Origin of the sequence: Paraburkholderia elongata, from assembly GCF_013177735.1 — a bacterium.
Lineage (GTDB): Bacteria > Pseudomonadota > Gammaproteobacteria > Burkholderiales > Burkholderiaceae > Paraburkholderia > Paraburkholderia elongata.
This window is the reverse complement of the sequence record NZ_WOEZ01000044.1, coordinates 20,023-36,383: the sequence shown is the minus strand read 5'-3', so window position 1 is coordinate 36,383 and position 16,361 is coordinate 20,023. Positions and strand designations below refer to the sequence as shown.

15 protein-coding genes are annotated in these 16,361 nt (G+C 58.4%); 2 read left to right on the top strand and 13 right to left on the bottom strand.

The features are described from left to right. Positions 1 to 11 precede the first annotated feature (11 nt). From GNZ13_RS09695 to GNZ13_RS09650, 10 genes are all read right to left on the bottom strand, one after another. Positions 12 to 1,169, bottom strand: a complete 1,158-nt coding sequence (locus tag GNZ13_RS09695) for an amidohydrolase family protein (protein WP_172162801.1) — start codon at positions 1,167 to 1,169, stop codon at positions 12 to 14. 26 nt (positions 1,170 to 1,195) lie between these two features. Then, positions 1,196 to 2,431 (bottom strand): amidohydrolase family protein, encoded by a 1,236-nt coding sequence (locus GNZ13_RS09690; RefSeq protein WP_172162798.1) that lies wholly within the window; start codon positions 2,429 to 2,431, stop codon positions 1,196 to 1,198. A gap of 217 nt (positions 2,432 to 2,648) precedes the next feature. Further along, entirely contained in the window at positions 2,649 to 3,455 is an 807-nt protein-coding gene (locus tag GNZ13_RS09685; protein WP_172162795.1) for an enoyl-CoA hydratase-related protein, read from the bottom strand. Positions 3,456 to 3,467: 12 nt separating this feature from the next. Continuing rightward, positions 3,468 to 4,712, bottom strand: a complete 1,245-nt coding sequence (locus GNZ13_RS09680) for an acyl-CoA dehydrogenase family protein (RefSeq protein WP_172162792.1) — start codon at positions 4,710 to 4,712, stop codon at positions 3,468 to 3,470. A 28-nt stretch (positions 4,713 to 4,740) separates the two neighbouring features. Further along, positions 4,741 to 5,550, bottom strand: a complete 810-nt coding sequence (locus GNZ13_RS09675) for an enoyl-CoA hydratase/isomerase family protein (RefSeq protein ID WP_172162789.1) — start codon at positions 5,548 to 5,550, stop codon at positions 4,741 to 4,743. Between the two features lie 54 nt (positions 5,551 to 5,604). Continuing rightward, positions 5,605 to 6,027 carry a nuclear transport factor 2 family protein gene (locus tag GNZ13_RS09670; RefSeq protein ID WP_172162786.1) on the bottom strand — a complete coding sequence of 141 codons (423 nt, stop codon included), beginning with the start codon at positions 6,025 to 6,027 and terminating at the stop codon, positions 5,605 to 5,607. 18 nt (positions 6,028 to 6,045) lie between these two features. Beyond that, on the bottom strand, positions 6,046 to 7,569 hold the full coding sequence (locus GNZ13_RS09665; RefSeq protein WP_172162784.1) for a long-chain-fatty-acid--CoA ligase: 1,524 nt from the start codon (positions 7,567 to 7,569) through the stop codon (positions 6,046 to 6,048). Positions 7,570 to 7,717: 148 nt separating this feature from the next. Further along, complete coding sequence (locus tag GNZ13_RS09660; protein ID WP_172162782.1) at positions 7,718 to 8,779, bottom strand: LLM class flavin-dependent oxidoreductase; 1,062 nt, start codon at positions 8,777 to 8,779, stop codon at positions 7,718 to 7,720. A gap of 88 nt (positions 8,780 to 8,867) precedes the next feature. After that, a complete protein-coding gene (locus GNZ13_RS09655; protein ID WP_172162780.1) occupies positions 8,868 to 9,419 on the bottom strand; it encodes a nitroreductase family protein in 552 nt (183 codons plus the stop codon). A gap of 489 nt (positions 9,420 to 9,908) precedes the next feature. Beyond that, positions 9,909 to 10,736 carry a dienelactone hydrolase family protein gene (locus GNZ13_RS09650; RefSeq protein WP_172162778.1) on the bottom strand — a complete coding sequence of 276 codons (828 nt, stop codon included), beginning with the start codon at positions 10,734 to 10,736 and terminating at the stop codon, positions 9,909 to 9,911. A gap of 447 nt (positions 10,737 to 11,183) precedes the next feature. Between GNZ13_RS09650 and GNZ13_RS09645 the strand changes: the two genes are divergently transcribed. After that, a complete protein-coding gene (locus GNZ13_RS09645) occupies positions 11,184 to 12,113 on the top strand; it encodes a LysR family transcriptional regulator (RefSeq protein ID WP_172162776.1) in 930 nt (309 codons plus the stop codon). On the opposite strand, the gene GNZ13_RS09640 is transcribed toward GNZ13_RS09645, so the two are convergent. From GNZ13_RS09640 to GNZ13_RS09630, 3 genes are all read right to left on the bottom strand, one after another. Then, entirely contained in the window at positions 12,110 to 12,661 is a 552-nt protein-coding gene (locus tag GNZ13_RS09640) for a glutathione peroxidase (RefSeq protein ID WP_172162774.1), read from the bottom strand. The two genes, GNZ13_RS09645 and GNZ13_RS09640, sit on opposite strands and share 4 nt — an antisense overlap. A 165-nt stretch (positions 12,662 to 12,826) precedes the next feature. Beyond that, the gene (locus tag GNZ13_RS09635; protein WP_172162772.1) at positions 12,827 to 13,909 is read right to left on the bottom strand and encodes a Gfo/Idh/MocA family protein; all 1,083 of its coding nucleotides are present in this window, start codon (positions 13,907 to 13,909) and stop codon (positions 12,827 to 12,829) included. Positions 13,910 to 14,092: 183 nt separating this feature from the next. Then, positions 14,093 to 15,100, bottom strand: coding sequence for a zinc-dependent alcohol dehydrogenase family protein (locus GNZ13_RS09630; RefSeq protein ID WP_172162770.1), 1,008 nt, complete (start codon positions 15,098 to 15,100; stop codon positions 14,093 to 14,095). 307 nt (positions 15,101 to 15,407) lie between these two features. Here GNZ13_RS09630 and GNZ13_RS09625 point away from each other — a divergent pair, with 307 nt between their 5' ends. After that, on the top strand, positions 15,408 to 16,352 hold the full coding sequence (locus GNZ13_RS09625) for a LysR family transcriptional regulator (RefSeq protein WP_172162767.1): 945 nt from the start codon (positions 15,408 to 15,410) through the stop codon (positions 16,350 to 16,352). Positions 16,353 to 16,361 lie beyond the last annotated feature (9 nt).

Genomic DNA, 16,361 nt, shown 5'->3' with positions numbered 1-16,361 from the left:
GTCACCCCAAGTCAGTTTATTTTGTATAACTGAGCGGCATTGGACCACAGCACCCTGGCCCTGTCCGACTCCGAAATCTCGGCGAATGACGATTCAACCTGCTTCTGAACGTCAGGCCACGAAGAGGTTCCGAGCGGGAACTTCGTTGTCCATAGCAACGAGTCAGGGCCAAGGTGTTCCGCCACATGCTTCAGGTTCACGCGGTCGTACCAACCCACGACAAAGCAGTTGCTACGGAAGAGATCCGACGGCTTGGCCTTATAGCTGTAGCGCTCATCGAGGCGCCACATGCCGAAGCCATAGTCGCCGCCTTCAATGGTGAACGACGTCAGTCCCATTGCACTTTCGGCGAACACCACCTTCAGCCCGGGGAAGCGCTCGAAAACCTTCGAAATGACAAAGTTGGACAGCATCGCCGCACCTGTCACCGGGCGGGCGATTGCACGGAACGCAGCCGCCACCGCCGGAGCGTAGCCACTGTACGGCGTCAGCTCCATCGAGGGCACAATGCCGGAGTGGAAGCACACGGGAACGCCGAGTTCCTCACATGCCTTCCAGACAGCGTCGTAACCCGCGTCGTTGATATGAGGCGCGCCTTTGCGGACCTGGTCCGGAATTCCGGGAAGAATCACGCCCCTGTGGCCTTTCTCGACCGAACGGATGAGCTCGCTGCGCATGGCCTCGAATGAGGACAACGGCAGGATGCATTGCGGGATGAACTTCGGGTTGGCCCCCCACTCGTCGATGAGCCAGTCGTTGTAGGCTTGAACGCAGGCCAGTTCGAGCTCCGGGTCCTCGATTCTTCCGAACGTCTCGCCGCCGATGCCAGCGACGGAGGGATAGAGCACGGCATATCCAACACCCTGCGCCTCCATCGACGCTGCGCGTTCCGTGACGTTGGTGACAACGGACGGCACGTCGCGCCATTTTGTCGGTTCGTCCGAGCGATCGGGCATGCACGCGGCTGCCGAACCCGATCCGACAAGCGGGACCTCCACGCCGTCAATCATCCACACCTCAGTCCCGTCGTCCTTGGTGCGAATATGCGGTATCCGATCGCCCCACTGAGCCTTGGACATCCGCGCCGTCCATACGTCCGGCGCTTCGATCACGTGTTCGTTTATACTGATGATTTGAAAAGACATTATCCCCACCTCCTCCACAAGCATTCAATGTCGAATACGCAGAAACCCGTCTACCGGGTCTCTTCTTCCTTATAGAGATCCAATACATTCTTGTAGAGAACGCGGTCACGGATCTCTTTCGGAATGTCCCTAAACGATCGGTCGATAACCTGCTGGGAAATCGGAAACGTCGACGGGTTGTGCGGGAAGTCCGACTGCCACATGAGATGCGACTTGTCGATCTGTACCGCCTTCACGCCTTCAGCCTCGAACCAGGACGAAAGGTGAACCTGCTCTTTTAGTCGTTCGCTAGGCCGATTCTTGATACCGTGCTTCCAGAGCGAACGGCGCTCCCATTCGTGATCCAACGATTCGAGGGTGTAGTTGAACCAACCAATGCCAGATTCCGCGAGGACCCACTTGAGCTTTGGGAAACGATCGAGCACGCCGCTGAAAACGAGATTCGGCATGAACTGCGAAAGGGCCGACCACGAAGAAGGCGCCGTTGCCACCCAGGCTTGTGGGCGCGCATAACCTTTCCACATCGACGTGCCAAATGAAAGGGCGGCATTCGCGTGCCAGTGAACCGGCATGTCCAATTCCTGGCACGTCTCCCAGAATGGCCACCAATGCGGATCGGCGAACGCCGGCAACTTGTAGTTCAAGTTGTCATTGTCGATTCCCCAGCTGGAGCTCGCGCTCCACCCACGCGTCTTGCCGACCACCTCGCCCGGTTCGGCTACGATGAGAATGCCTTTGTAGCCCATCTTCGCCACGCGGCGGACCTCAGCGATGGTCACGTCGAGACCGCCCAGATAAGGTGTGAGCGCCAGGGGGATGAAGTTCTTGCTGACCTGGTACCAGTCTTCGTACATGGCATCGTTGTAGGCCTGGACACAAGCCAACTCGAACTCCGCGTCACCCTGAAAGAACGTAGCGTTCTGGATCGGTGGATTCGGGTAGAGAACCTCGCCGTCGATTCCATCGGTGGCCAGTACCTTGAGACGCTCAATCGGATCATAGATGGCCTTCGGTACCTCTTCCCAGCGCTGCGGGAACGTCGCGCGCATGGGATCGTTCATATAAGCCGCGCAGTTCGACACGCCGCGCTTCTCAACGATCATCCCGTTGACACGCCAGCGCTCGACCACCCGATCGACCGGGTCTGACATGTGTGCCTTATCGCTCGTCTCGACGAGTTGCGGAATCCGGTCGCCGAACTTGACCTTCGACATACGCTGAGTGAAGGCATCTTTATGTATCTGCCCGTGAGAGTCGGAACTAATCACACCATACTTGATTTTCATCTCACTCCACCTCCAAAACACTTTTTGATTAAAGACATCGCTATTCGAATGACGTCAATCAGACATCTCTTAACGCAAAACAGCTATTGCTTTCAACATTCTTTCTCTCCTCTGATAAAAATAAGCGTAATTAGTATTCCTTTTTTATTAAGTCATTCTCGTACAGCAACGAGCAGATCGCGACGCTTCTAGGAGCGTCGTTGAATGTCGGCCCGCACTATCTGCCCTTGAATACCGGCGCCCGGCGTTGCCGAAAAGCCGCCACGCCTTCCTGATAATCCTCAGTCGCACCCACCGCCCTTTGCGCCTGACGCTCTGCGGCGAGTTGCTCCTCGAAGCAACGCTCTGCCCCGTCCCAGTACAGCCGACGCGTGATTGCGAATGAGCGTGTGGGTCCGGTCGCAATCGAAACGGCAACACGCCGCACTTGAGCGATCAGCTCATCGTCTTCGTATACGCGGTTGACGATGCCCCACTCGAACGCCTGAGCGGCAGACAAACGCTCGCCGAGCAGCGACATCTCCATGGCCCGAGCCCGGCCGATTACCCGCGGCAGCATCCAGGTGGCACCACCATCCGGAATCAAGCCAACGTTGCGGAACCCGTGAAGAAAGAAAGAGCTGCTTGCGGCCAATACCAAGTCACCCATCAAGGCGAGACTGGCTCCGAAGCCGACCGCGGCTCCGTTGACAGCCGTAATGAACGGCACTGTCAAGCCGCGCAGGCGCAGGATCAACGGATTGTGCGTTGCCTCGAGCGTATAACCTGCGTCGGCCGGCCCGGTGTTTTCGCTATCACCGGGACGAAGGCTCCCACCCGAACAGAATGCGTTGCCCGATCCGCTCATGACGATGCAGCGAACGCCGGAGTCCGGCGCCTCGAAAGCATCGAGCGCGGCCATGATTTCGCGCACCATTGCAGGCGTTGCCGCGTTTTTGAGAACGGGATTGTTGAGCGTGATCGTTCCCACGCCATCGTGCCCAGCAACGATGATCTGTTCGAATTTCGCCGTGATCGCGTTCATACGTAAATAGACCTATCGGCCAGTGGGAATCTTGTTGAACGGAATGCCTTTATCGGCCCTCACATCGGGAGGCAGACCCAGAACTCGTTCAGCAATAATGCCGCGCAGGATTTCGTCCGTTCCCCCCTCGATGCGGGTGCCAGCCGAACGCAGCAGCATGGCTTGAAAGCGTCCGTCAGCCGGTGCCTGCTCGCCCTGCTGCACACCTAGTTCACTCTGAAGATCGATCGCGAACATCGCAATCTCCTGCATCGTCGTGCCGGCGACCAGCTTGCCGATGGACCCCTCCGGACCGGGAGCCTGTCCCTTGCAGAGTGCGGAAATGCTGCGCGACGCGGTGTGCCTCAGACCGCTCGTGCGAACCGCCCAGTTCGCGAGCTTCGAGCGTACCCATGGATCGTCAATTGCCCTCCCCCCACCACTGCATTCCGCCATGCAGCAGTATGAGAACAGCTCCTTGAAACCCGTGGGCATGCCCCCGTTGCCCACGGTGAGACGTTCGTTCATGAGCGTGGTCAACGCCACCCTCCAGCCATGTCCGACAGGCCCCAGCCGCTGACTGTCCGGAATGAAGACGTCGGTCAGGAACACCTCGTTGAATCCGGATTGCCCCGTGATCTGTTTGATGGGCTGGTAGGAAAGCCCCGGCGTATCGGCCCCCAGGAAGAACATCGTCAACCCTTCGTGCTTGGGCACCGAAGAATCGGTTCTGGCGAGCAGAATGGCGTGGTCGGCATAGTGCAGATGGCTGGTCCAGACCTTCTGCCCGTTGATCAGCCAACCGCCCTCGCGCCGCTCGGCCCGCGTGATCAACCCCGCGAGGTCCGAACCGGCCGCCGGTTCCGAAAACAGCTGGCACCAGATTTCCTCACCGGAGGCGAGCTTGGGCAGGAATCGCCGCTTCTGCTCTTCGGTGGCCCAGGAGATGAGCGTAGGCGCACAGATACCCTGCCCGGTCATGACTATCTTGTTCAGCAAGCCGTAGACGCCCTCCTCCTCCTGCCAGATCACTTGCTCGATCGGGGTCGCGTCGCGTCCGCCGTATTCGCGAGGCCAATGAATGCACGCCCAGCCGGCAGCCTGTTTTTTTCTCTGCCACGCTTTCGACGCCGCAATCATTTCGGGCGACTCGAGGATGGCATCACCGTAGCTCGCCGATTTCAGGACTTCATACAGTTCTCGCGGCGCGTGCTCGGCAAGCCATGCACGTGCTTGGGCCCGAAATTCTGCCTGCTCGGGGGAATCTACAAAATCCATGGCGACTCCTTTGGATACGGTGGCGTTGTCATCCTGCGAACCGGGCGGCGCTCGCAAAGGAAGGCTTCTCTCCCTTTAGGAACGCTTCGACGGCTGCCTTGTGATCGGCCGTCTGATTGGACAGCGCCTCATACGAAAGCGCGGCATCCAGCGAGGCCGACAAGGCTTGTCGCAGGCCGATATTGATGACCGCCTTGCTCCATGCCACAGCGCGCGTGGGACCGGTGGCCAATTTTTTGACCAAAGAGGCAACGCACACATCGAGTTCGTCCGCTGGAACCGCGGCAGTGATAAGACCAATCGCTTCCGCTTTCCCGGCTTCGATGAAGTCGCCGGTCAACAGATACTTCTTTGCCCGCATATGGCCAACGAAGTAAGACCAAAGGGTCGCCCCGCCATCTCCCGTCACCAGACCGACACGCACATGGGGATCAGCGAGCCGAGCGCGATCATCGGCGATGACGAAGTCGCAAGCCAAAGCGAGCGTACAGCCCATTCCAACCGCGTCGCCGTTCAGACGGCAGACGATGGGCTTTTCGCAATCGATGATGCTGTAGAGCATCCGCTTCGCATTGACCAATCCTTCGTGGAACTGTTGCGGATCGCGAATCTGTTCCAGCATCCAGTTCCAGTCGCCTCCCGCGGAGAACGCCCGGCCCGCACCAGTCAAGACGACTACGTCCACCTCGGCGTCCATCGATGCTTTGATGAACACCGTCGATAGCTCCGTCAAGGCCTGACGATTGATTGCATTCAGAGCGTCCGGGCGATTCAACGTGACATGCAAAACGTTGCCACGGCGCACGACTTCCAGCGCTTCGTATTTCGTGTAGTTCATGCAAGACCTGCGCTATGTACAGATACGATCATCATGGTTCGCAAGAAGACGGTCCTAGCCGACATACTTCATTTCGGCGCACCGCTTCAAAAACTTCCAGCTTGAATCAACCTTGACATACTCGTCGGTGTAGACGACAGCACTTATCCAGGAATAATCCTTCGAGTTGCGCAATTCGACGTAAGACCGGCCGCTGGCGCGCCCCTCGTCGAGCAATTCCACGAGGTGGTTATGGCCAAAGGGGCGTGGGCTCATCTTTGAGATGCCAGCCTTATAGAAGGCGCGCAGCTGCTCGTGACCACAGACGTCCTGCCTAGCCAGGGGGCCATTGAGGACATCGATACTGCCGTGCTCTATAAAAAGACCGACAATCGTTTCGATGTCGTCCCTCCACACCGCGTCGTAATAACAGACGACGAGATCTCGAATCGCTTCGCGATCAAGCATTTCCCGCGTCGCTTGATATGTATCAGTCATTGCTTGTCTCCTAACTTCTTATCTGCCAGTCGAGTACGCTTTCCTCAATTCGCGCTTCAGCACCTTTCCTGAGGCGTTGCGCGGGAGCGAAGCGACAAATTCGATGGATCGAGGGGCCTTGTAGCGAGCGAGGCGTGCACGTACGAACTCGATGAGGCCCTCGGGCGACGCGGTTGCATCCGTGTTGAGCACCACAACGGCCTTGGGAGATTCGCCCCAGCGCTGATCGGGCACGCCGAATACTGCAACCTCCCGCACGGCCGGATGGGCGCTCAATACGGCTTCGACCTCTGCCGGATAGATGTTCTCGCCCCCGGAAACGATCATGTCCTTCAGGCGATCGCAGATATACAGATAGCCGTCAGAGTCGATACGACCCAGGTCGCCGGTATGAAACCAGCCGTCGCGCAAACACTGCGCGGTGGCGTCCGGCAGGCTCCAATAACCGGGCGTAACCTGCGCGGACCGGCAAACCACTTCCCCGATCGAACCTTCAGGTAGTGTGGCGCCCTGCGGATCGACGATCCTGATCTCGACGCCTTCCACGGGGCGCCCCGCCGACTTCAACCGTTCGCCGATTTCCTCTTCGTGGTCGCGCGGCGCAAGATACGTCAAGGACCCGGCGACTTCTGTCATGCCGTAACCTTGCGCGATGCCGCAACCGAACTCTTGGCGCGCGCGCCGGATCAGTTCCAGTGGTGCGGGCGACGCACCATAGATGATCAGCTCGAGAGACGACAGATCGACTTCGGTCATCGCAGGATCGTCGAGCATCATGCGCATCATCACGGCAGCCAGCTGCGCCTTCGTGGCGCGGTGTATCTGGATGAGCCGCAGGGCCTCGTCAGGGACGAATTCGCGCATCAGGACCCCGGGCACACCGAGCCACAGACCCATCATTCCCCAGATGCTCGCCCCGATGTGGTACTGCGGCATGGTGACCAACAGGACGTCGCGAGTGTGCCAAGGGCCCCAGGCGGCGGCCGCGCTCCCTAGCGCAGCGACGATATTGGCGTGGGTCAACAACACGCCCTTCGGTGTACCAGTGGTTCCGGATGTGTACATTTGAACCGACACAGCATCGCCGGCGACGGGCCGATGCGGATCCCGGTCATTCTGAGGACGCCGCCACACCTCGTACCCTTGAGCTGCATCGATGACGATGCATTTCTTGACCGTCTTGGCGGACGCCGCGATCTGACGGAAAACGGGCTCCAATTCAGACGAGACGAATAGAACTTCCACCCCCGCGTCATCGAGAACGAACAGGATCTCTCTCGCGCTGAGCCGGTAATTAATCGGCACCAGAACAGCCTCGGCACGCTCGGCACCAACGAGCAGCTCATAGAAAACCGGCGTGTTCTTGGAAAGAATCGCAATCCTTCCCTCGCGAGCCACGCCTTCTTTCCGCAACCCATTGGCCACCTGGTTGGCACGACTATCCAGCTGTCGGCTTGTTACAGAGACGTCACCCGCCCAGACCAGAACGAGGTCCGGCCGAGTCGCCGCCCACTTCCTCACTTTATCGCTCAGCGTTTCCACGTTTAACTCGTGATCCGTTTGCGCGCCGCCGTCTACGATGTCGGCTCGGTTTCGCCGATCATGTTGGTGGCGCATAGATGGTCGTGGTCGTTGTCAGGGAGACGATCTTGAATCGATCGCTCGGCAGAGGACCAAACACGCAGTGCCGCTATTGCCAGCTGTGCAGTTCCGGCAATACGGACTTGGCAAAGAGCTCCATGTTCTTACGCGCTACGCCCTTGGGCATGCCGCCATAACTCACCTCGATCGTCAGGGCGAAGTCACCGATCTCCTTTTTGCGCTGCTCGAGCTTTTCGAGGATCTGGGTCGGTGTCCCCCAAGTGTTGACGTCCACGAAAGCTTTTGCGGCAGCGTCATATCCAACCTGCCGGAGGACTTCGGCGTCCTTCGCGTACTTGCCATAAACTTTCTTGTCGAAATGTTCGCCGGCGAATTCGTAGTGGACCAGGATGGTCTTGTAGTAGTTCGCGATGTACTCACGGGCCAATTCTTCGGCTCGCTCGGCGCTTTCATCACAAAACACAAAGTCGACGCAAATCGGTGCGGGCGCTGGACGGTCCCACTTCTCGGCATACCCCTTTCGATAGAAATCGAAGTGTGGCGCCATCTCGGCCCAAGGCTTCTGCGCAAACGACAACATGGTCGAGCCGGTGTCGATGGCCAGCGGAATCGACTCCGGGGACATCGCTACGCAATATCGGCGATCCTTGAAACTATTCAACGGCCCCGGGCGCACCTCTGTACGCATCTGCTTGTAGTAAGGACCCTCGCCTTCGACGATTCCCGTCTCCAACCCTTCGAGGATCATGTGTGCGGCCTCTTCAAAGCGGTCGCGAGCCTCCGACATCGGAATACCGAAAGTCTCATATTCGCGGCGCGCCAGCCCTCGCCCCATGCCGAACCGGGCGCGCCCCCCGCTCAAATGATCCAGAAGAATCATTTTCTCGACGACCCGCAGTGGGTTGTTCCAAGGAAGAATCACTGCGCCGGTCATCAACTTGATGGTCGACGTCTTGGCTGCCACGTAACTCAAAATCTGCATGTTGTCCGGAGCCATCCCGTAGTTCGAAAAATGATGTTCGACTACCGCGACCGAATCGAACCCGAGCTTCTCAGCACTGACGAGGATGTCCATATCCGTCTCATAGAGCTCGGTGTCCGTCATCCGATTCTCGAAGTTCTGAAGAACGCAAAGAATTCCGACTTCCATAATTTCTACACCTCATGATTTTTGACTTTGCCGCAGCGCTGGTATCGGCGCCTTCACCTGTTTGTTTCTTTGGATAGTTCGAGCGCGATTACAACCGCGTTATGAACCGCTCCAATTCCAATGGCCTGACAGGCGCTTTTGCCACAGCCGTGCCGATGTAGAGAAACGCCACAACGTGGTCATCCTCGGACAAGCCGATCGCCTTTTTCACGGATGGGTCGTACGCGACGTCGCCGGTTTTCCACATGCCCGCATAGCCGAGAGCATGAGCCGCCAGCCAAATGTTTTGGGCACAAGCGCCTGCCGCAAGTATTTGTTCAATTTCGGGAACTTTGCTTTGCCGGTCGACGCGAGCCGCCACAACGATAATCATGGGCGCGCGTCGAGCTTTCGCACGTTCTGATTCCAGGCTTTCGTCGGTTGCATCAGCGAAGTTGCGTTTGCGCAGCTCCGCCATGGCGTTGCCAAGCGTCTCGCGAGCGGCACCTTCGATAATGACGAAACGCCATGGAGTCAGGCGCCCATGGTCCGGTGCACGAATCCCCGACCGCAGAATGAGCGACAAATCATCCTCGCTTGGGCCAGGCGAATCCAACCTCGCCGCCGAAACGCGTGTTTGAATGGCATCGATAGCCTCCATCGATCTCCTCCAGTTCATAGTCGAAACGTTTTTAGAATCCATCGCTGAAAACACGCAATCGAACTGCCGTGCAGATCGTCACACCTGAGCCAACAATGCGCGATGCCGGTATCGACAATGAAAGCTGGCGGCGCGCAACGCCTTGGAAATAAACCAGTCACTGTAGTCGGTTGCGTTAGGCCCAAACGTACTATGGTCACACGCGCATATCAAGCGCTTTGAACCACCGGTTCATTGTATGAACCCGTTAAATTTGGTTCACCAGATGAAATTAATCTGGACATAAATTTGTCCGACATATCGGGCAATAGATTTATAGGTCCGAGATAATAGGCCAACGCGCCTACGTACCCGACTGACCGCTCAACCGCAGCATCACCTCTGACAGAGGCAGGGCAACGCTATGTGGCAGGTGCATGCAACGACGGGCTTTGGCCCCCTACCAGGTACCGGCCATCATGCGCTATCAGGCGACTTCAACATGAACCGCTAAGCCGCTTCGAGCGTCCGAGCAAAGAGGGCTTGAATTCGATGCCATACGATGTCGGCCGCAGCCGCATCATAAACATCGGATCGACTGGGCATCATGAATCCGTGAAATGCTCCGGGATGCCATTCGAGTTGATATTTGATGCGGCGCGCATCCAGCCCTCGCTCGAGTGCCGCCATATCTTCTCGCGTGGCCATCTGATCGTTGTCCGCAATGCCGAAGTAAAGCTCAGCCTGCACGTGGTCGAGTGCGAGGTGCGGTTTGGGCTGATCCTTGACCCATCCGGGGTGAACGGAAGCGCCGGCGGCAACGTGCGGACCAAGAGCCTCGGCGAGGACGAGTGCGAACCTGCCGCCCATGCAGTAGCCGTATATGCCGATCTTTTTGAGCGATGCAGCATTGTCCCGCTGCGCAAGCTCGAGCACTGCCGTGGCGTCGCTCACTGCACGTTCGTCAGTCAATGCTTTGACCGCACCCATGATCACCTTCATGCCCTCTTCATCGGTGGAAAGCGGAGTCTTGAGGCCGAATCGATAGAAGAGATCCGGCGACAGGACGTAATAGCCCCACGAAGCCACGCGGCGCGCATGCTCGCGCAACTCTTCGCGCATGCCTAATGCGTCCATGATTTGAACCACTACCGGAAATGGCCCATCACCGTCCGGGCGGACTATGAACACGTCCATAATTCCTTCTTCGGTATCCAGCTTTTCCTCTCGTTCGATCATTCGGTTTGCCTCGAGTGAAAAAAGAGAATCGTCCGTCCCGGTGGTGGCTGGATGCCGACCAATCCGAGGCATTTTCCGCGATGCCGCGCGAGGGAGCATTGGCAGTGCGCCTTCCGACCGAGCTGTGGACAGTGGACAGTTCGATCGCACAGGCCAACAATGTGACGTGGGTACGCTGTCAGCACCGACATATAAAAAAGTCGCCGCATAACGTCTTCAGAGACCTGTTCCTATAGTCCCTCGCGTTAAACTCCAACGTACTATCGCGAATGGCAAACGGCAAGTTCGATGAATCGATGTTTCATTGGATGAATCGGTTTACTAAATGAACCAAAAAAGGGATGAGCCTGCACAGAAGACGGCACGTACCGCCGGAGACCGCTTTCGCCATTAGGGCATTCCGCCGTTTGCACGCAAAGGGGATTAGCCTATAGAGGGGCAGGCCTCATGCGTCGAGTACACTGATCAATAGGACTCGGACGATTCGTCCAGGATCCGTGATGACAGGGCACGGGTCGTGCGGATTTTTACTCGGGGGATCTGACGTTGGACACGCTGCAAACGATGCGAATATTCGTCCGTGTCGCCGAAGAGGGTAGCTTTACCGGCGCCGCGCAACGCATGGAAATCACGCTTCCCCAGGCATCGCGCGCAGTTGCCTACCTGGAAACGCATCTACGTACCCGGCTGCTCAACCGCAGCACCCGAAGCATCGCCCTGACAGAGGCAGGGCACCGCTATTTGCAGCGTTGCCAAGAAATTCTCGCCTATATCGACCAGGCGGAGGCCGAAGCAGCCGACGCACGAGTGCGACCAACTGGTCGTTTGCGCGTGCATGCAACGACGGGCTTTGGCCAGACTTACCTGGTACCGGCCGCTATGCGTTATCAGGAACGGTATCCTTCTGTATCGGTCGATCTTACGTTGTCACAGCATGTGCCCGACGTCATCGACGAGGGGTATGATGTCACCCTGCAAATCAGCACCGCCGAGTTACCCGACTCGGGACTCGTTTCGCATCGGCTTGGGAGCGTGCACAGTGTGTTGTGTGCATCGCCAGCCTATCTACGCGAACAGGGACAACCGGACAGTGTCGCCGGACTTGCGGGCCACTCGTGCCTACAGCTTGTCACCTCTCTTTTTCCGCGCGATCGCTGGCATTTGGACGGACCCGATGGCCGGGAAACGTTCGAGCTTCCGCCAACGACCTTTCAGGTTAACATTGCCGACGCGCTCGGTGCGGTGCTGCGGGAGGGCAAAGGGATCGGCGCGCTGCCCATGACATCGGCGGTACCCGCGCTGCGTAGCGGCTCGTTGGTGCGTGTACTACCGGGATATCAACTTCAGAAGCTGACGGTCTACGTCCTGTATCCCTCGCGGCAATACCTCGATGCCAAGATCTGGACATTTGTCGAGTTCTTGCGAGAAGTCGTGCCGCAGGCGCTGGTTGCCGACCAGGCAGCGTTAAATTATTAGGCTGTCTTGGTCAACTCCGCGTCGACGGCAGCAAGCAGACGCGAATCTTCCGCCGTTACGTCTGGCGAGAAGCGACCGACTACTTCGCCGTTGCGCCCGATAAGAAATTTCTCGAAGTTCCACAGCACATCCGCCTGATTCGTGGGATGCACGCCATACCCTTTGAGCCTCTCCCGGAATGACCCCTCTCCGGTCGCCCACGGCTGCGCCTGGACCAACTGCGCATACAGCGGATGCTGGTCTTCGCCAAGCACGGAAATTTTTGAAAAGAGCGAAAAGTGCACGTCGTAGCTTGTGGCACAAAAAGATGCGATCTCGTCATCAGTGCCCGGCTCCTGGCCTTTGAAGTTGTTGGCAGGGAATCCGAGTACTTCAAGACCGTGTGCGCGTTTGTCCTGATACAGTTTCTCCAGGCCGCTGTATTGCGGGGTAAGGCCGCACTTGGAGGCGACGTTGACCACCAGCAATACCTTGCCTCGGTAGGCGGCAAGACTCGTCGCCTGACCATCGATTGATTTCAGCGCAATATCGTATAGCGCTTGTGCCATCGAGCTTCTCCTTGAACAACGGCGGGTCGGCTGCGTAAAACGCTGGCCCGCCGGTAGATTGAAGGATTCCTGAACTGCTCACATCCCCGCATGCCGAAGCCGACTGTGCGCCGTCTCCGTGCATTCCACCCAGTATCAGCAAGTGCGCCTCAGATGTTCGAGGCTTCAGGTTGTCAGGCTCTGCCGCTCGCCTCGTTCTGCAGCCCGCCTTACAGCCTCGATGAGACGGGCGTTGCGAACCGCGTGTTCAAAACCGGGAGTGTTGTAGGTGCCCTCACGAATATCGCGGACGAGATGAGCGTAGACCGTTCGCACATTGATCGCGGCACCCATGAACCCACCGGAGACCGCGGCCTGCTCGGGCGCCTCGAATGCGACGTTCGACCTGAGCTCGAGATCTCCAGCCTGGAAGCCGTAGGGGTGGTTGCTAGTCAGGCTGAGCCATCCCTCCGATCCCTTGATCTCGAAGCTGAAGCGGGCATCCTCCGGCGCTGCGCCACCGTGAATGTGCGCCGTAATGACGGCGCCAGAACGCGTCTTTCCTAGAACGTCGACGTGATCGGCAGTTTCACGCATACGCTCCTCGCCGGTGTCTGTCAGTTTGACAGCGGGCCACACGATTCCCGTCCGGGCGTCTACCTCGATGATCTGCCCAAGGAGCGCTTCCACCGCATCGAGTGTATGCCCCCCGGTGATGGTAAGCAGATTGGCCCCAGACGATGCTCTGTTGAAAAGATCGTGCGTGGAAGGCATTTCCGGTCCGAAACCCACGGTAGTCGAGACAACTCTCGCGTTGAGCGGCCGACCAATTTTTCCCGAGGAAAGTAACTGAGCCGCGCGCCGCACTGATGGATTTAACTGGCCCTGCAACCCGATCGCCGTATGCTGCGAACGTACCGCACGCGCCATCTCTTCAGCCTCCGAGACGGTGCGTCCAAGCGGTGCCTCGCAGTAGACCGCTTTGCCCGCGTCCAACGCCGCCAGAACGAGGTCGCGATGTGCGGGCACATTCACGGCGACCGTCACGACATCGATCCGGTCATCGCGGATCATTGCGTAGGGATCGGAAAACCAGCGGTCGGCACCAAAAGCTTCAGCCGCTTGCCGCGCGCTTTGCTCATTGCGCGTCGCCACAGCCGCAAGCCTTGCGCCAGGCAGCCCTTTAATCGCCGGAACGTGCGACACTTTCGCCCAACTTACGTCGGCGTTGGCTCCGACGATTCCGACGCGAATTTCTTTTTGAGTCATGGCTACAACCTATGTATAAGAGAATGGGTTCGTTCTTTTCCGTGCCCGTTGTGACAGAAAGAAGTAGACGTGTGCCGGGGGAGATTCGCTCGCAGGCTAGACCGCATTCAGCTGGGAGAAAGACGAATCACCTGTCGTCCCGTTGAACTTGGGAGCATGGAACCCGACATGAGGCGCTGATCGCTAGTCGAATCCGATCACGATCTTGCCCATATGTTGACCGCTTTGCAGGCGGCGCAGCGCGTCGGGCAGCTGCTGAAACCTGTAACGGTTGTCGATCACCGGCCGGAGCTTGTGGAATGCGACGGCACGGTTCATCGCCTCCAAATCCTGGCGACTGCCAGCCCTGACCTGAGTGACGTCCACTTGATGCGTTAAAGCCAGCAAAGAACCGCTGTTGATCCGACCGCTCAGCAGGCCAACCAGCGCGAGCAGGCCCCCTGCCCGCGTCGATGCCAGCGATTGGTCCACGGTCTTTTCGCCGCCAACCTCGACCGTAAGGTCCACGCCCACGCCGTCGGTGAGCTTTCTTACGGCGGCGCTCCATTCAGGGACCTCGCGGTAGTCGACCGTCTCATCGGCACCCATGGTCTTTAGGCGAGCACAACGTTCCGGGCTGGACGACGTGATGATGACTCGTGCGCCGAACAGCTTGGCAAACTGAAGAGCAAACACCGAGACGCCACCGCCACCCTGCAGCAGAACAGTCATGCCCGGCAGCAGCGGCGCAGCACCGCACAGCGCGCGCCACGCAGTCACACCCGCCAATGGCAGCGTCGCACCTTCCTCAAAGCTCAGATGCTGCGGCAGAGGCACCGCCTCGTGCTGATCGACGATCAATTGCTCGCGCATTACGCCGTGGACCGCACCGCCTCGCCCCGCACTTGCAGGAGAAGCTTGCCATGGGCCACCGATCCAGTCCGGGTTAAAGGTAAGTGCCACACGATCGCCGGGCTTCACGCGCCAAACGTCAGGCCCGATTTCGATTACCTCGCCGGCTCCATCAGAGCAGGGGATCAGGTCCCGCTTTGACGGAAGTGCGCCGGACAACAGGAGAAGATCGCGGTAGTTGAGCGATGCGGCGCGGATGCTCACTCGAATCTGTCCAGGCCCAAGTGCGCCGGGTGCGGGCACATCATCGATCGACAGTGAATCCGGACCATTCAAACCATGTGCGACGAACGCTTTCATTGATGATTAAGCCTCCCAGGACATCCCGACAGCGGCGTAAGCAACGTTGGGGTGCACCGTTCGATGTGATTTGTAGGCCGTACCTCTTCGAGCGGCTATCAGGGAGACTCGGCAACTCTTGCAGCGCAGCTGCAGGTGTGGGCAATCTGGGCTGTCTTTGGACTTCGCCGAGCGTCTCGAAATCGTCTCAGAATCAGGAGGCATGCCTCGCGTTTCAGGATGTCTTTGAACAAGCCGTCAATGTAGCCGCGAGCAAACCGGATTAAAATAGCTAGAACTTGCATTTGGTATTAAGCGACACTTAACAATGCTTCCGAAAGAAGTTGCCGCGTTGACGGCGTTCGTACAGGTCGCAGAACTGCACAGCTTCCGCGCTGCGGCTGCGCGGCTGGGCGTCACACCTTCTGCGCTCAGCCAAACCATGCGCCAACTGGAAGAGCGATTGGGTGTGCGCCTCCTCAACCGCACAACGCGCAGCGTATCGCTGACGGATGCAGGAATTCGACTGTTCGGTCAGCTCCAATCGGCATTTGACCAGATCGGCGGTGCACTGGAAGACTTGAACCGGCAGCGCGAGCGGCCCGTCGGCACGCTCAGGATCCATGCCACTCAGGCGGCGGCCGCACTCGTTGTCGCACCAGTTTGGGAGCGCTTCCTCTCCACCTATCCCGACGTACACCTCGAGCTGCGCGTGGATCAAGCGCCAGCAGATATTGTGGCGATGGGGTTTGATGCGATGATTGGCTGCAAGGAACACCTTGCTACAGACATGGTGGCCGTGCGCGCGACGGGGCCGATGAAGATTGCGGTCGTGGCCGCGCCAGCCTATCTCGCGGACCACGGGCACCCACGTACTCCTGCAGACCTCGCGAATCACAGGTGTATTCGTTACCGGCTTGCGCCAGACCAGCCCCTGTACGAGTGGTCGTTCATTCGGGACGGACAGCTTCAACGCGTGCCGGTTGGAAGCCACGTGATTCTCAATGGCTCGGAGTTGGCAGTTCGCGCTGCCATCGACGGGCTCGGAATAACTTATACCGTCGAGGCGAAAGTGCAGGCGTTCCTGCGCTCACGGCAATTAGTGAGGGTACTGGAGGAATTTTCACCTTCATCCGAGGGATTTTTGATCGGGTATCCGAGTCGCCGGCAAATGTCCGCAGCGCTGCGCAAATTCATCGATATGGTCCTGGACACCCACCGCTCGCCCGGAACGGCAGTCACCAACCCGCTTCAGGAGGCATCAGGTCGATAAGCGCATTGC